At 58.6% G+C, this 20,801-nt stretch carries 13 protein-coding genes and 8 pseudogenes; 9 read left to right on the top strand and 12 right to left on the bottom strand.

Annotated features, from left to right (window positions below; translation table 11 throughout):
• Positions 1-197 precede the first annotated feature (197 nt).
• Positions 198-494, top strand: a complete 297-nt coding sequence (gene groES, locus NLY36_RS22095; protein ID WP_019863563.1) for a co-chaperone GroES — start codon at positions 198-200, stop codon at positions 492-494.
• Positions 495-559: 65 nt separating this feature from the next.
• Positions 560-2,218 (top strand): chaperonin GroEL, encoded by a 1,659-nt coding sequence (gene groL / locus NLY36_RS22090; protein ID WP_286461394.1) that lies wholly within the window; start codon positions 560-562, stop codon positions 2,216-2,218.
• A gap of 11 nt (positions 2,219-2,229) precedes the next feature.
• On the opposite strand, the gene NLY36_RS22085 is transcribed toward groL, so the two are convergent.
• Complete coding sequence (locus NLY36_RS22085; RefSeq protein WP_023736372.1) at positions 2,230-2,463, bottom strand: hypothetical protein; 234 nt, start codon at positions 2,461-2,463, stop codon at positions 2,230-2,232.
• Positions 2,464-2,723: 260 nt separating this feature from the next.
• Positions 2,724-3,716, bottom strand: a complete 993-nt coding sequence (locus NLY36_RS22080) for an IS481 family transposase (protein WP_286461393.1) — start codon at positions 3,714-3,716, stop codon at positions 2,724-2,726.
• 300 nt (positions 3,717-4,016) lie between these two features.
• Here NLY36_RS22080 and NLY36_RS22075 point away from each other — a divergent pair.
• The 4 genes and pseudogenes from NLY36_RS22075 to NLY36_RS22060 all read left to right on the top strand — a co-directional run.
• A pseudogene (locus NLY36_RS22075) lies at positions 4,017-4,404 on the top strand (DDE-type integrase/transposase/recombinase); the annotation flags it as partial.
• 1,031 nt (positions 4,405-5,435) lie between these two features.
• Positions 5,436-6,446 (top strand): PLP-dependent cysteine synthase family protein, encoded by a 1,011-nt coding sequence (locus NLY36_RS22070; protein WP_198020878.1) that lies wholly within the window; start codon positions 5,436-5,438, stop codon positions 6,444-6,446.
• A gap of 32 nt (positions 6,447-6,478) precedes the next feature.
• Positions 6,479-7,102 (top strand): class I SAM-dependent methyltransferase, encoded by a 624-nt coding sequence (locus tag NLY36_RS22065; RefSeq protein ID WP_023737172.1) that lies wholly within the window; start codon positions 6,479-6,481, stop codon positions 7,100-7,102.
• A gap of 3 nt (positions 7,103-7,105) precedes the next feature.
• Positions 7,106-8,089, top strand: a complete 984-nt coding sequence (locus tag NLY36_RS22060) for a DMT family transporter (RefSeq protein ID WP_084026298.1) — start codon at positions 7,106-7,108, stop codon at positions 8,087-8,089.
• Between the two features lie 522 nt (positions 8,090-8,611).
• On the opposite strand, the pseudogene NLY36_RS22055 reads toward NLY36_RS22060, so the two are convergent.
• The 6 genes and pseudogenes from NLY36_RS22055 to NLY36_RS22030 all read right to left on the bottom strand — a co-directional run.
• A pseudogene (locus tag NLY36_RS22055) lies at positions 8,612-8,718 on the bottom strand (transposase domain-containing protein); the annotation flags it as partial.
• A gap of 112 nt (positions 8,719-8,830) precedes the next feature.
• Positions 8,831-9,830, bottom strand: a pseudogene (locus NLY36_RS22050) (tyrosine-type recombinase/integrase).
• On the bottom strand, positions 9,827-10,120 hold the full coding sequence (locus NLY36_RS22045; protein ID WP_023737168.1) for a site-specific integrase: 294 nt from the start codon (positions 10,118-10,120) through the stop codon (positions 9,827-9,829). The pseudogene NLY36_RS22050 and the gene NLY36_RS22045 overlap by 4 nt, the downstream one beginning before the upstream one ends.
• A 1,163-nt stretch (positions 10,121-11,283) precedes the next feature.
• Positions 11,284-11,811: a GNAT family N-acetyltransferase gene (locus NLY36_RS22040; RefSeq protein ID WP_050591567.1), complete on the bottom strand. Its 528-nt coding sequence runs from the start codon at positions 11,809-11,811 to the stop codon at positions 11,284-11,286.
• Positions 11,812-11,845: 34 nt separating this feature from the next.
• Entirely contained in the window at positions 11,846-12,541 is a 696-nt protein-coding gene (hisG, locus tag NLY36_RS22035) for an ATP phosphoribosyltransferase (RefSeq protein WP_023737166.1), read from the bottom strand.
• Entirely contained in the window at positions 12,538-13,686 is a 1,149-nt protein-coding gene (locus tag NLY36_RS22030) for an ATP phosphoribosyltransferase regulatory subunit (protein WP_023737165.1), read from the bottom strand. The genes hisG and NLY36_RS22030 overlap by 4 nt, the downstream gene beginning before the upstream one ends.
• A gap of 584 nt (positions 13,687-14,270) precedes the next feature.
• Here NLY36_RS22030 and NLY36_RS31820 point away from each other — a divergent pair.
• Positions 14,271-14,466 (top strand): annotated as a pseudogene (locus NLY36_RS31820) (Mu transposase domain-containing protein); the annotation flags it as partial.
• 314 nt (positions 14,467-14,780) lie between these two features.
• Here NLY36_RS31820 and NLY36_RS22025 read toward each other — a convergent pair.
• Entirely contained in the window at positions 14,781-15,647 is an 867-nt protein-coding gene (locus tag NLY36_RS22025) for an NAD(P)-dependent oxidoreductase (RefSeq protein ID WP_023737163.1), read from the bottom strand.
• A gap of 155 nt (positions 15,648-15,802) precedes the next feature.
• On the opposite strand from NLY36_RS22025, the gene NLY36_RS22020 reads away from it, so the two are divergent.
• Positions 15,803-16,753 carry a LysR family transcriptional regulator gene (locus NLY36_RS22020; protein WP_050591566.1) on the top strand — a complete coding sequence of 317 codons (951 nt, stop codon included), beginning with the start codon at positions 15,803-15,805 and terminating at the stop codon, positions 16,751-16,753.
• A 268-nt stretch (positions 16,754-17,021) separates the two neighbouring features.
• Positions 17,022-18,152 (top strand): annotated as a pseudogene (gene argE, locus NLY36_RS31815) (acetylornithine deacetylase); the annotation flags it as partial.
• A gap of 397 nt (positions 18,153-18,549) precedes the next feature.
• Here the strand turns inward: argE and NLY36_RS22010 are convergent.
• From NLY36_RS22010 to NLY36_RS22000, 3 pseudogenes are all read right to left on the bottom strand, one after another.
• Positions 18,550-18,763: pseudogene (locus tag NLY36_RS22010) on the bottom strand (DUF1028 domain-containing protein); the annotation flags it as partial.
• Between the two features lie 7 nt (positions 18,764-18,770).
• Positions 18,771-19,537, bottom strand: a pseudogene (locus tag NLY36_RS22005) (flavin-containing monooxygenase); the annotation flags it as partial.
• A gap of 110 nt (positions 19,538-19,647) precedes the next feature.
• Positions 19,648-20,789: pseudogene (locus tag NLY36_RS22000) on the bottom strand (amidohydrolase); the annotation flags it as partial.
• Positions 20,790-20,801: the final 12 nt, after the last annotated feature.

Genomic DNA, 20,801 nt, shown 5'->3' with positions numbered 1-20,801 from the left:
AAAGGCTCGATGCTTACACGCTCTTTGCTCTCTTCTCTTTGCTGTCTGCTCTTTTCTCTTTGCTCTTTGCTCTTCCGTCTTGACTAGCAGGAGCATGCGGCTTATCTCATTGCCGCGTTAGCACTCGCTTCCGCTGAGTGCTAAGCACGCTCCGGCAACGGAGAACCGTTCAACATCCGCACCAAGGACATCCAAAAATGGCAAAGTCGAATTTCCGGCCGCTGCATGACCGCGTGGTCGTTCGCCGGGTCGAATCCGAATCCAAGACCGCCGGCGGGATCATCATCCCGGATACGGCGAAGGAAAAGCCGCAGGAAGGCGAGATCATCGCTGTCGGCTCCGGCGCTCGTGACGAAGCTGGCAAGCTGGTCCCGCTGGACGTCAAGGCCGGCGACCGCATCCTGTTCGGCAAGTGGTCGGGCACCGAAGTCAAGCTCAATGGCGAAGACCTTCTGATCATGAAGGAATCCGACATTATGGGCATCATCGGCTGATTATCGGCCTCACCGTCAACTGAATTCCCGGGCTTGAATCGCAAGCCCCTGCCAGGAGCTAAAAAATGGCTGCTAAAGACGTAAAATTCTCCCGCGACGCCCGCGAGCGCATGCTTCACGGCATCAACATCCTCGCCGACGCGGTGAAGGTGACCCTCGGCCCCAAGGGCCGCAACGTCGTCATCGACAAGTCGTTCGGCGCACCGCGCATCACCAAGGACGGCGTCACCGTCGCCAAGGAAATCGAACTTTCCGACAAGTTCGAAAACATGGGCGCGCAGATGATCCGCGAAGTTGCTTCGAAGACCAACGACATCGCCGGTGACGGCACCACGACGGCGACCGTCCTGGCGCAGTCGATCGTCCAGGAAGGCAACAAGGCCGTTGCCGCCGGCATGAACCCGATGGACCTGAAGCGCGGCATCGATCTGGCCGTGACCGAAGTCGTCGAGGCGCTCGGCAAGGCTGCCAAGAAGATCAAGACCTCCGAGGAAGTTGCCCAGGTCGGCACGATCGCCGGCAATGGCGACGAATCTGTCGGCAAGATGATCGCCGAAGCGATGCAGAAGGTCGGCAACGAAGGCGTCATCACGGTTGAGGAAGCCAAGACCGCCGAGACCGAACTCGAAGTCGTCGAAGGCATGCAGTTCGACCGCGGCTATCTCTCGCCGTACTTCGTCACCAACGCCGACAAGATGGTTGCCGAGCTCGAGGACGTCTACATCCTCCTGCACGAGAAGAAGCTGTCCAACCTCCAGGCCATGCTGCCGGTCCTCGAAGCCGTCGTGCAGACCTCCAAGCCGCTGCTCATCATCTCGGAAGACGTCGAAGGCGAGGCTCTGGCCACGCTGGTCGTCAACAAGCTGCGTGGCGGCCTTAAGATCGCCGCCGTCAAGGCGCCGGGCTTCGGTGATCGCCGCAAGGCCATGCTGGAAGACATCGCCATCCTCACCGGTGGCCAGGTCATCTCGGAAGACCTCGGCATCAAGCTCGAGAATGTCGGCCTCAACATGCTCGGCCGCGCCAAGAAGGTGTCGATCTCCAAGGAGAACACCACCATCGTCGACGGCGCGGGCAAGAAGGCCGAGATCCAGGGCCGCGTTGCCCAGATCAAGCAGCAGATCGAAGAGACCACGTCGGACTACGACAAGGAGAAGCTGCAGGAACGTCTGGCCAAGCTCGCCGGCGGCGTTGCGGTGATCCGCGTCGGCGGCGCGACGGAAGTCGAAGTCAAGGAAAAGAAGGACCGCGTCGATGACGCCCTCAACGCGACCCGCGCGGCCGTGGAAGAAGGCATCGTTGCTGGCGGCGGCGTCGCTCTCCTGCGCGCTTCGGCCGACATCAAGGTCACCGGCGTCAATGCCGACCAGGCCGCCGGCATCAACATCGTTCGTCGTGCGCTGCAGGCTCCGGCCCGCCAGATCGCGGCCAACGCCGGTGCTGAAGCTTCGATCGTTGCCGGCAAGATCCTTGAGAACAAGGGCTTGACCTACGGCTACAACGCCCAGACCGGCGAGTATGGCGACATGATCGCCATGGGCATCGTCGACCCGGTCAAGGTCGTTCGTACCGCTCTCCAGGACGCGGCTTCGGTCGCCGGCCTGCTGGTCACCACCGAAGCCATGATCGCGGAGGCTCCGAAGAAGGAGTCGGCTGGCGGCGGCGGCATGCCTGGTGGTATGCCCGGCGGCGGCATGGGCGGTATGGGCGGTATGGATTTTTAATCCAGCCCCTATCAACTTACAGCGGAAAGGGCGGCAGCAATGCCGCCCTTTCCTTGTGTGCCGAACATGATCGACACCTTGGAGTGCGTCCCGAGGATCTCGTTCGAGCCTTGCGCACCAACGCACATGGAGGAAAAACGCTCGGCCAGACGGTTCGCTGACACGACCGTTTCGTCCACCGAATCCGTTGTGGAGACGGTCGCATCTGGCTTTTCGGCCGGCGAAGCTGACACGTTGACCGGCAAGCTGGCTCGATCGGATGCGTCACTTGCCACCGACAGTTGCCGAGCGTTCCCGAGGGCTTTGCACGCGAGACAGCACTGGGCGCCTCAGCGCCGAAGGTTCGCGCCAGTACGTTCGCCACGTCCGAAGCCCGCCGGTACAGCAGTGGACGCACGTGAATGTTTGCCGTCGCCTGCGACGCACTATCCAGTTTGAGGACCGCCTGGCGGCTGCTTGAGAGCCGCAGGATCTTCTGCCACGACCAGGATACCATTCAGTCGCTCTAGATGTTTAGTCCCGGCATTTGCTGGAGCGGATCGAGTTTGAAGCGTTCCGGTTGTGACGCCCACGCCTTGCAGATGAACTCGTAGGGCGTAAGGCCTTTGAGGGTCTTGAGCCTGCGACCGAAGTTGTAGGCCGAGGTGAAGTCGGCAAGGTGCTGGCGGAGTTGGTCGTGGCTCTCGTAATAGAAACGCCTGACGGTTGCATCCTTGATAGTCCGGTTCATCCTCTCGACCTGGCCGTTGGTCCACGGATGCCTTGCCTCGGTCGTTCGGTGCTCGATGTCGTTCGTGGCGCAAGCGTATTCGAAGGCATGGGCCCAGAAGCGTTCGCCGTTTGCGATGGCCTCCTTGATCAATGGCACGGCCGAACCGCCGGCGCCGGGCGTCGTGAACTGGATACCGTTGTCGGTGAGGACAGTGTGGATCTTGTAGGGCACGGCCGCGATCAGGCGCAGTAGGAAGTCTCTCGATATGGCGGTGGTGGCCTTCTCATGCAGTTCGACGAAGGCGAATTTCGAGGTGCGGTCGATAGCGACGAACATGTGCAGCTTGCCCTGTTCTGTGCGCACCTCGGCGACGTCGATGTGGAAGTAGCCGATCGGATAGCTCTTGAACTTCTTCTTCGCCGGCTTGTCGCCTTCTACGTCCGGCAGGCGGCTGATGCCGTGGCGCTGCAGGCAGCGATGCAGTGATGAGCGCGTCAGGTGTGGGATCGTCGGTTGTAAGGCATAGAGGCAGTCATCGAGTGGCAACAGAGTGTAGCGCCGGAAGGCGACTATGACGGCCTCCTCCTCGGGCAAGAGCACTGTCGCTCTAGGCTCTCTCGGACCGGTCGGCAAATCTGCCACCGAGGTCCGTTCCCGCCATTTGGCAACAGTCTTTTGGTTGATCCCGTAGCGCTTCGCCAGCGCCCTCAGGCTCTCTTGACTATGCTGTATCGCTCGACGGACCGCCTCTGTCGTCGTGGCGCTCCCATGAAGAACCTGGCCCATAGCGCATCCCTTGATTCGGAGGACAAGGATGCCCCATCAAAATCTGGGATCAAACATCTAGCGCCGCAAATTGGACAATCCTTCCTTCTTGCCCATTCCGCGTAAACAACAAACCGACAGCAGGACCGGCCGCGATTGGCGCGCCAAGTCTATGGCGGCAGCATGGCAACTTTGTTTAAAATCCAGCGATTTGTAGGCGGGCGTCCAGCAAACGGCCGTCAGCATCAACCGCACTCTCAGGCATCGGCACGGTGGTATCGCATTGATTGAGGGGTAAGGAGTTGTGGCAGCAGCGCGCCTATGACAGTGAGTGCACCGACCTACAAGAACCACCGCTGTCCGATCGAATCGTAGCCCGCGTTGTCTGGCTCTACTTCCCCTTCAATCTGAGCTTGCGCGAGGTCGAGGAAATGTTGCGTGATCGCGGATCCGTCGTTTCCTACGAGACCATCCGCCTATGGTGCCGAAAGCACGGCCCTGGTTATGCGCGCCGCATACGCCGCAAGGCGCCGACGAAAGATGATATCTGGCACCTCGGTGATGTCGTGGTGCGCATCAACGGTCAGAAATGCTGGTTGTGGATAGCGGTTGATCATGACGTCGTCCAGACGCCGCAACACCAGGGCCGCGAGGCGTCTGCTGACGCGACTTCTACGAAGCAGGGCTGCCCCCAACCCGTATGATCACCCGATGGCCTTGAAGGTTGGCTGCGCGAGAGGTTGATTCCGCATCGCCGCAATGCGGACATGGTGCGCCAGGACTTTTTGACCGAGCAAGGCGTGGCAGTTGGCCCGCGAACGCTGCAACGTGCCGTACAGCCGTATCGCGTTGTGCTTCAAACATTATGTCGGGAATCGGACCACGCGAGATCAACTGTTGGTGTGCGAAACGGCTCGCATTCCGCTCTGACCGGGCGAGCCGGGACGCCTCAGGCTGGCACGACGTTTGCTTGATGAGGGCTGGACCGGGACATCGGTTCATTAACGAGAGGAAGTGATGCATGACCGGTGTTGCCGCAGCGTTTCTATGCCCTTCAAGCAATTTAGGGGCGACGGCTTATGATCGGCTCAAGCACATGGTCCCGAAACTTGCACATCGTGGGCAGGCGGGAGTCAGTGTTGCCGCTTTCACGCAGAAGGACGGTATTCGATATGCGAGAGCGCCTCAATCATCATGGGATTCACTGCGGATTGAGCACTATGAACAGGATTCCACTTTTAGGCCCCATGTTGCAATCGCCCATCTCCATAGCCAATGTGACCGAATCAACGATGACCGCGACGTTCAACCAAGTCACAAGAATGCGGGGACCAGCCGCCACCTGGCAAACGCTTTGGATGGAGCGTTGGTCAACGGCAGCGAGCTCAGGGAAGAATTGCCTGCCCAGGGCCACACGCCAGACGACGACACACGTGCTGAGCTCTTGCTCAACTTGATTGACCGCTCTTTGAAGACTATCGGCTGTACGGTCCGCTCATCGACTGCGAAAACATCTTTCGCGACATTGACGGTCGTATCGATGGCGCGATCACCGCGCTTCTCCTGGATGAGACGGAAAATCTGGTTGCATACCGTAATCGATGTGGTTTGCGACCCTGGAAACTATGCAAGTGGACGACGGGTTCTTGCTCTTTGCTTCAGAAATTGTGCGTTTGTGGGTCAGGGGAAGCCACCCAGTGAATCCACAGGTGGAATGCAACGGTTAAAATGGAGACGGTCGTGACGAATGCACAAGAAAAAGCCGGGGCCCACGCTCCGCGCGCGCCCATCCCATCGAAAGAAATAGCCGGCCTTATCGGAAATACACCGCTTGTAAGAATAGGAAGTCTTACTGGCCATGTATCTCACAATCTTTGGGCAAAATGTGAATTTATGAACCCGACGGGTTCCGTAAAGGATCGGGCCGCAATTGCGATGATCCGAGCAGCAGAGCAAGCCCGGCAAATAGTGCCCCATGCATCGGTCCTGGTCGAGGCAACGGCAGGAAATACAGGAGTTGGATTAGCAGCAGTTGCCGGGTCACAATACCGCTTGAAGTGTGTTCTTACTGATAAATTTGGTCCGGACAAAGTCAACTTGTTGCAAGCGTGGGGCGCCGAAGTAATAATCTGCCCGTCTAACGTGGACCATTCCGACCCACAGTTCTGGCTAAATACGGCGCAATCATTGGGCAACGAAGACCATCATTTTTATATTGATCAATTCCGCAACCCGGCTAACCCCGAAGCACACTATCGCACTACGGGTCCTGAGATTTGGGAACAAACATCCGGGAAAATTGACGCGGTCGTCGCAGGCTTCGGTACGGGGGGCACTCTGATGGGAGTAGCTCGTTTTTTGAAAGAAAGAAGGCCGGAAATAAGGATCATAATTGCTGATCCAATTGGCAGTATTCTGAGATGTCCGCCGGAAGAACTCACTCCAAAACCATACCTCGTGGAAGGAATTGGAAGCTCCTTTTTTCCTACATTGTTTGACCCAACGCTTGTCGATCAAGTCATCAGCGTGTCCGACGTGGAGTCGTTTGAAATGTGCATTAGATTGGCGCGGCAGGAGGGGCTCTTCGTCGGAGGCTCTGCCGGGTGCGCGGTTGCGGCTGCTGTTAAGTACCTTTCCTGTTTGTCTAACCGACCCGCTAATGTTGTGACTATTCTACCGGATGGTGGTGACAGATATATTTCCACGATATATTCGCCAAAATGGCGACAGGAGAAATGCCAAATGATCTAGACCAAGCGCCCTGGCCTTTTTGAGGAAAATTAATGGTGAATGTTGTAGAAAAACTTAACCGGTGGTATGACGAAGGTCATTACTACTACCTCGACTCAGATGAGGCGCGGATTCTGTATATGCACGCGGGTAAGATTATCTCGGATAGCAGTTGTAAGAAGGTCCTTGATATCGGCGCCCATCACGGAAACGTAGTTCCTCATCTTAACCACGAAACGTTGGAGAAATACCTTGGTATAGATATTTGTTCTAGAGCAGTTGAGGAGGGGGCAAAAAGATACTCCAGCGACCGAAGGATTAATTTTTCTGTGGTGGACTGGAATGATGTTGACAAGATTAGTAATCTTGGTGCGTTCGACGCGTTGTACCTCAGCGGCGTTCTTTTCTATATTCCTGAACCGAAAGACGATTTCATTGAATCTATGGTTCGGGCGACCGGTGCGCGATTAGTGGTAATTCAGGATCTGGCCATCACGGATCTAACTGGCATTCGCCAAGCTCGCGAGGCTTTTTACGACGAGGGCTATTTTATAGACTTCGACTTTCCTCCCACTGAGTGGGGATCTGAATGGCGGGAGAGGTTCGAATGGAACAAGGATTGGAGCGTTAACATCCTTAAGGAACGAACGCTTCTGGCTTTCAATACTCAGGTGTGACTCGTGCTACCTGCGCAGCGCACAACAGAAGGGTCGATCGTAGACCCGCGGGCTGGCTTTAATGGGTATCTCCTTAGCCTGGTAACGGCCACCATCTTTGCCGGCAGCACGATTGCTGCGAAGTTCGTATCAGCGTCATTAGATCCAATATCTATCATTCTACTACGGTCGCTCATTGCACTGGTTGTTCTGTCGGCTTTGGTTACTATGAAAGGTTTGAAAGCAATAGCGGTTGCGCCAAGAGACCTCTTGCCCATGATGGCACTTGGCGCGACTGGGATCGTTGGATACGCCTACTTCTCACTGCTTAGTCTTGAAAGCACCACGGTGGCTAATGTCGCCATAATTTCCTCCCTGAGCCCCGCCATAACAGCAATCGTGGCCGCCATTCTCATGAATGAGCGGTTATCGGCAACTGATTATGTTGGTGGCCTTTTGTCGTGTGGCGGCGCTCTGTTGCTACTGTTTAAGGGAGACTGGGAGCGCATCAGCGCACTTAGGTTGAGTGATGGTGATTACTTGATGCTGATTGCCGTGTGCTGCTCTGTCACAAATGGGCTTGTTGCCAGCGCCTTAAGCCGCCGATATCTCCCGATTACATTGACTTTTTACATGACGTTGACGGCTTGTGGTATTTTGATACCGATAGCAGACTGGTCGGATGTGCCCGCAGCTAAGTCCTCATTTGCGGAACTGTGGCTAGTAATACTGTTCATGGGTGTTGTGTCGTCATCATTGGGGTACTGGCTTTTTAACGTCACGGTTTCGTCCGTTGGTCCGACGCGGGCATCATGTTATGTATACAGCTCGTCCCCGGTGATTTCCTCTATGCTTGGAAAATGGTTGTATGGCGACGCGATTACGACACTGTCCGTTGTGAGCAGCGCTGTCATTGCGACTGGTTTGTATCTCATGGTACATGACAAACAGGCACCTCAGGGGGGGATGGTGCCGGGGTCAGCGGAACGGGATCGCGATCCACCTTGAAGGGTGGGGCGTGGCCGCCATAGGCATCAGCTACAGAATACCTGGGGAAATATCGACGCTCGCGCCCGTGCGACCTGTCGCTCAAGAGAGAGTGGATGGAATTACGCAAACATCCGGTAGGGCTTCCGATTACCCGCATAGTCGGCGGGCCTATTGCCGCGCATGAATCTGCCGTGATTCTGTCTGTTACCCGAATCACGGAGGCGTCACGGATGCGAGACACGACGATCAGGAGCGAAGCCGCTTGGCAGGAGGAAGACCTTTCTGCCGCGGGCCTTCCCGACAAGCGTCTGGCCCGTCGACTGCAACGGTTACTGGGATCAGATGTCAGCTGCGCCGGGCAAGCCAATCCCGGCGGCCTGCGGCGACTGGGCGCCGGCGAGGCGTCTATTGCTTTTTTGACAATGCGCGTGTGACCGAACATAGCGTTTTGGCTGGCCATTTCGCCGCCACCACGGCGCCCGTTGCGGCGAGCGAAGGTCCGATGTGGTAAGCGGGTAGCTGATGCCGTTCAGCGCTGTCGTTGCAAGGCATGAGCGCCTCTCAATATCGCTGTTTGGCCAGCCATTGGCGATGCGCTCGAGGGTCTGGGTGAGCCAGGGGCGCGGATCGACCTGGTTCATCCTGGCGGCTTATGCCGACCGCCGAAGCCGAGCGCCTCTTCCGACCATGGCGGTATGAAGCGCTTTGCCCGCCATTTCGACCGAGAATCGTCGTTGACACTCGGCATAGTTCTCATGCTCAAAGGGCGTTCAGGAATTCAAGAAGTCGGTCGTTTGGCCGAAATCGTTCGGCCTTTGCGCGTTCGTATGGCTTCAACTTGCCAAGTGCGGATTCCTTCAGCTCAAGATGTGCGTGAAGATAGGTCAGCGTCGTTTCCATCGCCTCATGGCCAAGCCATACGGCGATGACCGAACAATCGACGCCCGCCTGCAGCAGCTCCATGGCAGCGCTGTGCCTCAAAACATGAGGCGACACCCGCTTCGAGCGGAGGATGACGCAGTGTTCGCGAGCGTTGGCGACATGTCTGATCAGCAGCGCCTGCACGCCGTCGGCGCTCAGCCTGCCGCCGTGCATGTTCGGAAAGAGAGCCGTTGCGCCCCGTTTCCTGGGCTCGTTGAGCCAGCCCCGAAGGGCTTGCTGTGCAACCTTGGTGAGCGGCTTCGCTCCTTGCGGCCCTTGCCAACGCATCGCACGTGGGCACCGTGCCCCAGCATGACCGAGTCCCGGTTGAGATCGATGATCTCCGAGACCCGCAGGCCTGTTTGCGCGGCCAGCAACAGCAGAGTGTAATCACGCCGTCCCAGCCATGTGCTGCGATCGGACAGGCCAGGATCGCTTCAATCTCGGGCCTGGTGAGAAACTGAAGCTGTCGCTTGTCGCATCGCTTGCTCGGGATCGCGAGCACGCGTTGAATCTGAGCGCTATGGGCCGGCTCCTCGAACGACGCATATCTGAAGAAAGACCGAATGGCTGTGAGGCGGAGGTTCCGGGTCCTCACTGAGGCGGACCGCAGTGTCTCGAGGTAGTCCTCTAGAAATGCGCCGATGAAAGGCGCGTCCAAATCCCGCAGTGTCAACTGCGTCGGAGACCTGCCAAGGCGTGTCTGCGCGAATGCAAACAGGAGCCGGAAGGTGTCGCGATATGAGGCCATGGTGTTGGAGCTTACGCCTCGATGTCGCATGAGCCGATCGGTGAACCACCGCTCGATCAGCACGGCTAAATCCCTCGAGGCCCTCATGAGCGAACCTCCCACCGCTCATCCAGCAGTCGCGCAGCATGGGTCATTAGCTCCGGCGCGGCGGATAGATACCAGTAGGTGTCGCGAACATTGGCGTGGCCGAGAAAGGTCGAGAGGACCGGCAGTTCCCGCTCGACATCTTCGCCCGCACGATACCAGTTGGTCAGGGCCTGGACGGCGAAACGGTGACGAAGATCGTGAACCCGCGGACCATTGCGCTGTCCCCGCTGCCGCAGACCGATCTGTCGCGACAGCTGCCAGAACACCCGGTGCACGTATTGGTGCAGCAATCTGCCGCCCTGCTGCGAGATCGACGTCGTCTCGGCGCAGGTCCAGCGCTTCGGAACCGGCGACCGCTATCAATCCGAACAGGCAATGATATGTCCAGCGACGGAGGGAGTTGGCCGGCGGCAGCGCCAGTGCCGCCGCCAGAAGCGCCGTGATCTCAGCATCCGTATAGATGTAGGGCTTTGCCCGCCGCGCCGGCGGCACAGCGTCTTGAGGTGGCACTTCCGTCATGGTCAGGTGGATGGACCAACTCGGTTGTCGGCCGATCAACGTCACCCACTTCATTGCCAACGCCGTGGTGGTGGTCTCGGCGCCACGAGCCTCCATGAAGGTGACGAAATCCGACAACCGTCGAGCAGGGCCATGATAGTTGTATCCCAGTCCCGGCGCATGCCACATAGCGCTCGAGCGCTGTTCGAAGACGTTGGACACCTCCCGGCCAGGGCAGGCTCAGTTCGCGCAGCTTCTCGATGTCGCGCTTGGCATAGATCCTTGTGCTGTCGATGCTCCGGTGACGAAGCAACTGGCCGATCTCGGCAAAGCTGGCCCCGACCGCAGCAGGTCGGTCGCAAGGCTGTGGGGGAAGAGGTGCGCGCCGTGGTGCGCATAGCCGTGAATACCCGCCCGCTCGAGGGCCTCCTTCGCGATCACGGTGAAGCCGGTCGCCCATGCCGGATGTAGGCGACGATAGCTGCACCGACGTCGTGGCGTAGCGGCATCGAAAAAATAGGGTCCCGATTCCGTGGTCATTGACAGTGATGAGCGTTGACGGTCTTGGTGAAGCCGAGGAGCTTACAGAGTGAATTTCTATGTCTGCGCCTACGCCTGATGATAGAAGTTCCATGTCCTTTAGGCGGTCCCGAACCGGCGGGAGGCAGATTGCCGATTTTGCCCGGCTGCGCGCGGCTGTAGATAAATTCGGTCGTGTCGGCTACAAGGCCGGGCAGCTCAACGCGCTCACCTACGGGGTGCTGATGCATTCGAGCCTGGCCGTCACCCCCTCACCGCACACCCCTCGGTCTGACGGCGGTGAAGTTCTGGAAGGGAAGCCCGCGCTCCAGCGGCACACAATCCTACCCGCGTGCCGGTCGAGAGAGGGAGAGCTACCGAGTGGCCATCCACGCTCCGTAGTAGGCAGCGTCTACTACTCCACATCTCTTTGGGGTCAATGGCGTTTTATGGAACAAGCCATCCACAGCTCGTCATAGTACCTCTCACCCACTTTCAAGGCCCTTCGTTCGAGGCCGTATTTCCTAAATCCATAGTAGGTGTAGAGACGAATGGCTGCTTCGTTGGATGCGACCACCGTGAGGTGGACTTCTTCTATCATTCCTCGCGCCTTATCTAATAAGTGCTCGACCAAAGCTGCAGCTAGTCCTGATCCTCGCGCCCTGGGGCGGACATACATGCCCCAAAGAACGCCTTTGTGCCGTTGCTTCAGCGCATGGTGGAAGCCGAGAGCAGCAATTCCCACAAGTTGACCACTTTCCGTGGAACCAGCCACTATGATATTCTGCTCTAACTGCTCCACGAACCAAGCCAGGGGTTTTTCCGCCTCTTCTTCCCACGATGAGCCAAATGCATTTGGATGATTTTTAAGTCCTTCGAGGCGCAGTTCCCGGAACGCTTCGGCATCTGAAGCGCTTAGACGACGAAGTGGAAAGGAAGAAATTTTGGTAGGCATCTGATCCATTTTGTGGCCTCTGGATAAGGGGATTAAGGCGGTGTTAGGGAGAGCTTAGCTTTCTCGCAAACTCCCAGATTACCCTCTTGTCTGCTTCCGGTCGCTCAATCCGCGAAACCACAAGGCATGCTTCCGACCGCAGAATGACTCCATCCTCGAGTACCTTTAGATGGTTAGCCCGAAGCGTCGCTCCCGTCGTCATGATGTCGACGATCACGTCGGCGGAGCCCCTCGCCAGCGTGCCTTCCGTCGCCCCGGGGCTCTCAACTATCCTGTAGACTTGGATGCCGTGCTGTTTGCTAAAGAACTGCTGTGTGAGCCGCCGATATTTCGTCGCGATCCGAAGTCGCCGGCCGTGACGATACCGAAAATCCGCCGCAACATCGTCAAGATCTGCCATCGTTTGTACATCAAGCCAGACATCGGGAACGGCAACAACGACATCAGCGTTCCCAAAGCCAAGCCGCGCGACAATCTCCATCGATCCATTCCAATCGGTCCAGCTTTCAAAAAAGAGATCCTCACCGGTGATGCCGAGATCGATCCCTCCCCGCCCGAGTTCGACCGCTATTTCGCGAGCCGAGAGGAATAGCACGCGGACATCATCACGGCCATCAAGGCGCGCCAGGTATTTGCGTCCGTCGCCGTCCTGGATAACCGGCAGGTCGGCACTTGCAAGTGCCTCCAGTGCCTGTTCCTTCAGCCGACCTTTCGAGGGAAGCGACAATAAAACCGTCACGCGATCGACTGCCCCAAACTCTGGATCCGGTCGAGCCAAACGGAGAAGCCGACGCCTCGGACCGGCCGTGGGGCGCCCAGGAGCGCGAGCAGCTGATCGTAACGCCCGCCGTCCAACAACGGCTGGTCGATTTCTGGCACGGAAATCTGGAAAGCGAGACCCGTATAGCAGTCGAGCGGCCGACCGTATCCAGCATCATAAATCATATGGCTCGGTAAGCAGTGGTTCGCAATTGCTTCAGCCCTCGCGGCGAAGCAGTCGAGCGCGGCTCCAAGCATCAGCCCTTTCTCCTTGGCGAAGTCGGCTAATTCGCTAGGAGCTCGTTCGAACGGAACCCGTATCAAAAGGAACGTCTTCAGGGCATCGAAAGTGGCTTGTGGTAGGGTCACGCGCGCAAGCTCGGCCTTCTCTATGTGGCGCCTTGCAATCTCCTCGGGCGTGCGTCCAACGGCCGGCGAAATTCCGACAAGCTCCATAGCTGCAGCGATATGAGCCGTCAGCCCCTTCAAGTGGCTGCAGACTACAAAGGGCGTAAGCGAATCCCCGAACTCCTTCTTGGGCATGGATTTTGCAAAATCCGCGAGCACCAGGTTAAGCTGATCCGGCATTCCAAAGACTCGTACCAACCGCCTCTCCCAGATGGGCGGCAGGCCAAGCCCTGCGAGCACTGCCTCGAAGATCGTCTGGTCTCCGATTGTCACTGCAAGCTCTTGACCCGGCAGCAACTGTTCTAGCAATGCATATGCGTCCGCGATCAACCGCGCATCAGTCGCTGCAATATCCGTGTTGCCGAGATCCTCAAGGCCGGCCAGGAATTCGCTGTTGGTTTTCTTGCACTGCCGGAAGATTTCTCCGAGATAGGCGCGGCGCCGCGGGGCTGACACTCTGGTTTTGATGTAGTCAAGACAGGTCGGAAGCCTGAATTCGTGCCTCAGACACAGCGTCTCGCCAGCGTCGCTCCCCGTGAGGAAAATGCGGCCCCGTAAGCCCTCGCCCGCAATGTCCAAGAACGGGTCGGCCGGCTGAATCAGCGGCACATCAATTATGTCGGCGCCGCAGGTTGCAAAAAAACGCAGAATGGCGTGCGCGAAGGAGCAATAATTGAAACCCGCGGGCATGCTGCCATCAGCCACGACGCGTGACATGTGTTCGCATAGAAGCGGGCCGAGCGGTTCCACGGGCGACGACTTTTTTGCTAGACATGATCATAGAACAATCTTTCCAGTTCGCGGCATGTTTGCGGAAAACGCGCATGTATCGTGCCAAGGGGAAAACATATCAAAACAACATAGTTTCTCTCCTTCTGCTGTGTCGCATGTCCGACATCAACGGATCGGGATAGGGGCACCTGGCGAGGCTGCCCCTCCCACCAGAAAGCGGTACATGATCGAGGATACTTCCGGCCCACCGGCTGCAGACACCAACGCCACCGACTGTGAGGACGCGCCGGGCGGCGATCTGATTGGCCCATTGCCAGTGCAACACTTCATCGCCTCGGGACAACGCAGCCCGCAGCCTGGCGCGCGCCCTACACGTGAACCCCAGGCTTGCGCTTCAAGACCTGCGAGGAATTGAGCGCCCGGCTGCAGTTCGAGGACGAAGGCGGCCAAGATGTCGAATACCGCAGCGCCTTTGAGAGATTTTATCCGGTGCCGGCCTCGGTGTCGAACACATGCACGGTGCGGCATCGAGACAATACTCGGCGTAGTCGACGGCAGTCGGCCGCCCGGTCGAGGTCATTGCCTATGTCGGCAAGATCGTCATCCGCCAGGACGGCGTGCTTGTCGCGAACATACCCGCTGCTTCGGGCGCGGCCAGACGATGTATGATCCCTGGCATTACGTCCCTGTGCTGCCCGCAAACCTGGTGCCTTGCGCAATGGCGCGCTGTCCCAGAACCGGGCCCTGCCGTCGGCGATAGTGCGTAACCCGACGCAGAGCTCTGGCCGAATAAATTCGAGGGCATGTGCCATTTGTAAACTTTTCCCGCCCGGCACACTCGGTGGCTTTCTGCACCCGGTGGCTGTGCGTTCACCTTCTACTGTGCTTGGACTCGCGGCGAAAGGGTAACCAGAACGGCCCAAAAAGCTGACGTTTCGAAGGCAGAGGATCTCGTCCTGGCCACAGCCAGTGAATTCTCCTACTGATGTTCCTTTGAATTTCTCGCGACCTTGAGGACAGCAAGGTCAAGGACAAGCAGCCTCGCGACCGTTTCGATATGGACTGCTTGTCTGCATCGCCTACTTTTCCCAATGAGGAATCCAATCGCCTTGGAGGCGCATCGAGAGGCCGGCGTCATCCTCGATGCGCTTGGCAACATGGAGTTCCGCTGCGCCTGCACCATAGCGGCTTGCAGCGAGGGCGAAAGCACCTTCGGCGGCAGTTGTCATAGGCATGGCCGCGCGGACATTGCGGTTGAGTTCCTGAATTAGACGCAGGTCCTTGAGGCAGAGCTCGAGGGAAAACGACGGGTCGTAATGTCCAGCGAAAATGGATGGCGCGTCATGGCGTACAACGAAACTATCGCCGACGCTGTTCTGAATCGCGCCCCAGAGGGTGCCGAGTTCGACGCCGTTAGCGATGCCCGTCGCGAAGCCTTCACCAATCGCTGCCGCGGCGATGAACCAGAGCTGGTTGGTGACGAGCTTGACGACATTGCCAGTGCCAAGCATACCGCAGTGGATTACCATTCCGAGGTTCTTCAGGACCGGTTCCACACGACCGAACGACGCATTGTCGCCACCAACGAACAGCGTCAGTCTTCCGTTCCGGGCGCCATCAACCGCTCCGGTTACAGGAGCGTCCACAACACTGACACCTTCGGGTGCTTCGGCCGCGAGGCGAATCACTAGGTCCTTCCGGTTTGTCGTCAAGTCGATCCAGATACTGCCCAGCTCCAAGTTTTGAAGGGCTCCATTCTCTCCTGCCATTACGGTCTCGACGTGATCCGGCCTTGGAAGTGACGTAAGGAAGATTTGCGCCCCGGCGGCGCATTCCCGAGCCGAAGACGCGGCTTTGGCTCCTCCGGCGACCACTTTGTCCAGGGCGTCCTGATTGAGGTCGAAAGCGATCACAGAATGTCCGGCCGCCAAAAGCCGGAGACACATGGGTCCCCCCATATTTCCGAGGCCAACGAAACCGATGTGTGGCAGTGAAGTCATGTGTATGTCCTATGGATGCTAGGTTGATTTGGTTGTACGTTAAGACGGTTCGCAGGCCTGTAAACCACAGAAAATCTCACGCTTATGAGTAACCAGCAGTTATGAAAAAGTACCGTGTCAGTCTGCCGCCGCTTGATACATTGATCTTTTTTGAAGCGGCTTATCGGGCGGGAAGTTTCACAAACAGCGCCGGTGAGTTGAACGTCTCCCAGGCTGCGGTGAGCAAGCGCATCAGGCAGCTCGAGGACTGGATGGGCGAGTGCCTGTTCGTCCGGGACGGCAGGCGACTTTTGCCGACCCCGCTCGGTGATAAGCTGTTCCAGACCACGAGTATGACCCTGGAGTTCCTCCAGCTAGGAGTCGGCGCGTTGCGCGAAGAAGCGCAGCGGCCACTGTCCATCGGAGCCAACACCGCTGTCGGCATGTTCTGGCTGACGCCTCATCTCCGCGACTTCGGGCTTTCCCAACATGCCTGCCCGACGCGGCTGATCACGTCAGACAACCCGCAAGACCTCTTTAATGACGGTAATGATCTTACAGTGACCTATGGCGACGGTGTCCTACCTGGGCGAAACCCCATTCTGCTATTTGATGAGGAATTGACACCTGTTGCAGCACCGAAGGTAGCAAGACAATTCGGTGACGACCTCCGGACGATCCAGGATATCCCACCTTCCCATAGGCCGAAGTTGTTGAATTGCGGCCGAGCATCTCCGGACTGGGTGGACTGGCGCGTGTGGTTCCAAGGACTGTCCTTCAGCGGTTTTGAAAAGTGGCCCGTGGAGACCCTGTCGACCTACTCGCAGACGATCGGCGAAGCGATCAAGGGCAAAGGAATTGCTCTGGGTAGCGTGTGGCTGCTGCGCGCCGAACTAAAGGCAGAAAGCCTCCAGCGTGTGGGCCGTGACGTCCTCCTCTCAGGTAGAGGGTACTACGTCTCTCACAGCGATCGCTCAATTCTGCCTGACGGTGCGAAGCACCTGGTTGACTATCTCACCGCTGCGGCGCAGCTGGCTCGGAATGAGCGAAACAAGATCACGAGCGATGCGTAGCCCGCGAAGCCGCCAGAACCCGAACGCGAAGATCGACCGACGAAGCTTTCGACAGGTCCGCCGCCTCATCCGACAGACAGCACGGATGATTAGGAATCCCTCTCGATTCAACAGTTGGGCGAACGCTTTCGGACATGCCCAAATCAATCTAATGGAGAGCGGCATCTGCTGTTTAAGCTGAGACGAAATCTCGGATGAATCAAATCCGACGCCGGCTCTTTGCCGCGACTGGTGCTAGATAGCGGCGGGTCAAACAAAGGTTCCAATCGTGGACAGCATCGAAATTCTACGAAAACTAATTTCCTTTCCGACCGTCAGCCGAGATTCGAACCTCGAGCTGATCGGCTATATCGGGGAATTGCTTGATGCGCACGGCATCCCCTTCAAGCTCATTCAGGACGAGGACCGGAGAAAGGCCAACCTCATTGCCACCGTCGGACCGACGCGACGCGCAGGCATCATGCTGTCGGGCCATACAGACGTCGTCCCGGTCGACGGCCAGAATTGGAGCGTGCCGCCTTTCGAGATGACGGAGCGGACGGACGCCTTCACGGTCGTGGTGCTGCCGACATGAAAGGGTTCATTGCCTCCGCGTTGGCAGCCTCGCTGCGCGCATCCAAGATGGAGTTGAACACCCCCTTTACCTTGCGCTTTCCTATGACGAGGAGGTCGGCTGTCTCGGAGTGCGCAGCCTGATTCAAATGCTGGCGTCGACTCCCGTCCGGCCCCTACTCTGCATCGTCGGCGAACCGACCGGCATGGCGGTAGCGACCGGACACAAGGGCAAGATCGCGGCGCGCGCCGCCTGCGTCGGACGGGAGGGCCATTCGGCGCTCGCTCCGCTCGCCCTAAACGGCCATTCACATGGGCTGCGACTTCGTAACCGCCCTTCGTGCAGAGCAGGACCGCCTTGCAAAGAAAGGCGGCCGGGACGGCGACTACGACATTCCCTATTCAACTGTTCATGTGGGCAAGATGAAACCGGGAGTCGCCTTGAACATCGTCCCCAATCTATGCCACGTCGATTTCGAGATCCGCACCGTCGCCACCGACGATCCCGAGCGCATCATGGCGAGGCTGCAGCATGCGGCCGCGATGATTGTCGAGAGCGCCGCGAGGACGGCGCCTGAAGTAGATCGATATTGACATCGTCAACGCCTACCCGGGCCTCGACACGCCCGGTGCTTCGGACGCTGTTCAATTTGTCAAGTCGCTGATCGGAGCCAACAGCACGATCAAGGTCGCCTTCGGCACCGAGGGGGGCCTGTTCGACCGCGACCTCGCCCTGCCGACCGTGATCTGCGGACCTGGATCGATGGCTCAGGGCCACAAGCCGGATGAATTCGTCACGATCGAACAGAAACCAAAAGAGGTGTGCGACGCGCATCAGGACGCGCTGGGTTGGTGCGCTACTGGACGCCGACCTCGAAGCTACGGCGCGCCGCGGCAACCGCGAATCGATCCGCTCATCGCGCAGGAAGCGACCTTGGCGAGCGTTTCCCCTGTTGGCGATTAACGCTTGCGAAGGTCTGACGGGATGGGACGCAACGAATTTGTCGTCTATGAAGGCCTTACCCCGAAACTGGATCGCCGCCGCCTTGCTGATCCAGTACTTGTGGCTGAGCTCGCTCATGTCCCGCTCTCAGACTACTCTTGTCTATTCGTCGCCCGGAACTCCGTAGCTCGGCGCATCGGACCACAAGTTCGAGCAGGTAGTGTGCTGAGAGTTCTGCAAATTCGCTGAGAGGGGGCGGTCATGGCAGGCTGGTGATTGTTCACGTCACCTGATTCCTCGGTCCAGTCGTTACGCAGGTCCGCGACGGGCCATGACACGTCACGCACCAGCTTCATGCCGGCAGAGCGGACTGGCCCGGCCTCCCCGCCGGCATGAAGCGCGGCGCGCATCGAGGCGATCAGCCGGTCGCCTAGGTGACCCTCTGAGCCAAGAAAGGCGCCGACCATGGCTTTCGGAACCTTGTCGTTGGCAAGCAGGTTGCCGCCGCAGGCGACGGCCTATGCCGACCAGCGTAAGCCCCTGCGCGGCAAGGCGGCGGGAATCGATTGTCTCACCGCCGCGCGCGCCGCTGACGGCGATCGTCACATGTTCCGTGCCGGGTCCCGGGGTTTCGAGGTCCCATTTGCCGGGAACGCCCAGCCACCAGCAGAAGTCGCGGCCGCGATAGGCGCGCGACGGGCGATCATGCGGGCCGACCGAAAGATATACGCGCTTGCCAAGCGCGCTGGAGTTCGTCCGCGATCTGAACGCCCGAGGATCCCGCGCCGACCACCAGCACCGCGCCTTTCGGCAGTTGTTCAGGGTTGCGGTATGCGCTGGAATGGATTTGCAGCATGCCTGCATTCCCAGGGACGACGGGCGGAATGACGGTATCTGGAAAGGTCCAATGCTGTTGGCTTTGATCACGCCGCCCGACGTCTCGACGCGGAATCCGGACCGCCCGACATTTCTTTGCACGAGCTTGACCTCCACGCCGCAGCGGATGGGCGCATTGATCTGCTTTGCATAAGCGACAAAATTGTCAGCGACCTCCTCCTTGGCGGCAAAGCATTGGGACCGGTTGCGGGAAATCCATGCCTGGAAACCGGTCATGCCAAGCCGGGCCATTGGCAACCAGGGAGTCCCACCGCTGCGAGCGCCAGCGTTCGGCAATCCGGCCGCGTTCAAGGACCAGATGAGGGACCCCGCACTTGCTCAGGTGCTCGCTCATAGCCACTCCCGCTTGACCGGCGCCTACGACAAGCGTTGTCCACTTTTTTAACAGACATATCTGCGTCCTTTTCTGGCTACCCAGTTTTCTGCAATGCGGCGGCGGCTGATTCTCGATTCCCGCTGAAAACCTTCGCTCCTGACGTCGGCGTGCGTCGCCGGTTCTCTCAGACGCCAGCAGCGTTTCAGCAAGCTTGACGCAGTAGGAGATCCCGTGTGGGATCGCCTCTCGTTGAAATCATAGGTCGGATTGTGCAGCCGGCAGTATCGCCGTCGCCGATGAAATTGAGGGCGCCCGGACGAGCAAGCAGCATGTAGGAAAAGTCCTCGCTGCCCATGATCGGATCGATCGCAACATTGACCTTGCCGTCCAAGGCGACCTTTGCCGCGGCGGCGGGCCCTTGACCGGTTTCCACAGGATGGTTGAGCGTAACGGGATGGTTGCGGCCATACCATACGTCGACTCGCGCCATCAGCGCCGGCGATGCTCTCGGCGATCCGGCGAACCCGCTGCTCGCCAGTATCGCGCACCCCTTGGGTCAGCGCTCGCAGCGTTCCGGCGAGGACCGGCAGTTCAGGGATGACGTTATGCGCAAAACCGGCATTGAACTTCGTCACAGAGACGACCACCGAGGCCAGAGGGTCGACCATTCGCTCGGCGATCGTCTGCGGGGCGTTAACGATCTGGTCGCCGATCGCGATCGAGTCAATTGTCTTGTGCGGGTTAAACCGCTTGGCCACCGCGGCCCTTGATCGTAATGGTAAATTCGTCGGCGGATGTCATGATTGGGCCAACGCGGCTGCCGAACTGGCCGACAGGCATGCCCGGCATGTATGCATGCCATAGACCTCCTCTATGAACGAAGCGCTCCATTGTGCCGTCCTTCAACATCTCGTTGCCGCCCCCGCCGCGTTCCTCAGCTGGCTAAAAGATGAGGGCGAGGCTGCCTGCGAATTTGCGCGTTTCCGAAGGTATTGCGCCGCGCCGAGTAGCATGGCCGAGTGGCCATGGCCCGCAGGCATGCATCTTGCCGGGTGTAGTCGAGGTCCAGGGCTTGCCGCTCGTCTCGGGGATCGCAGGGCGTCGATATCGGCCCTGAGTCCGATGGTGTGGCCGGGGCCGAGACTGACCCGAATGACGCCGGTTCGTCCGTGACCAGTCACGATGTCGTCGACGCCGAAACCCTTGAGCTTCCTTTCGACGAAGGCTGCAGTATTTTCCACCGCGAGGATCTCCGGGTTCTGGCGGAGGTGGCGCCGCCACTCGGTCAATTCGCTCTGGAGTTCGGTGGCATGGTTCGAAATTGGCACAGTATATCCCTG

This window comes from Mesorhizobium sp. C399B, assembly GCF_030323185.1.
In the GTDB taxonomy this organism is placed as follows: domain Bacteria; phylum Pseudomonadota; class Alphaproteobacteria; order Rhizobiales; family Rhizobiaceae; genus Mesorhizobium.
Note: the sequence above shows the minus strand (reverse complement) of the source record. Positions and strands in the feature narration are given on the sequence as shown.

Bases quoted from the DNA above. Each gene is read 5' to 3' on its own strand.
- groES (WP_019863563.1), top strand. From the start codon at position 198: ATGGCAAAGTCGAATTTCCGGCCGCTGCATGACCGCGTGGTCGTTCGC.
- NLY36_RS22025 (WP_023737163.1), bottom strand. From the start codon at position 15,647: ATGTGTCTCCGGCTTTTGGCGGCCGGACATTCTGTGATCGCTTTCGAC.
- groL (WP_286461394.1), top strand. From the start codon at position 560: ATGGCTGCTAAAGACGTAAAATTCTCCCGCGACGCCCGCGAGCGCATG.
- NLY36_RS22020 (WP_050591566.1), top strand. From the start codon at position 15,803: ATGAAAAAGTACCGTGTCAGTCTGCCGCCGCTTGATACATTGATCTTT.
- NLY36_RS22030 (WP_023737165.1), bottom strand. From the start codon at position 13,686: ATGTCACGCGTCGTGGCTGATGGCAGCATGCCCGCGGGTTTCAATTAT.
- NLY36_RS22065 (WP_023737172.1), top strand. From the start codon at position 6,479: ATGGTGAATGTTGTAGAAAAACTTAACCGGTGGTATGACGAAGGTCAT.
- NLY36_RS22080 (WP_286461393.1), bottom strand. From the start codon at position 3,716: ATGGGCCAGGTTCTTCATGGGAGCGCCACGACGACAGAGGCGGTCCGT.
- NLY36_RS22040 (WP_050591567.1), bottom strand. From the start codon at position 11,811: ATGGATCAGATGCCTACCAAAATTTCTTCCTTTCCACTTCGTCGTCTA.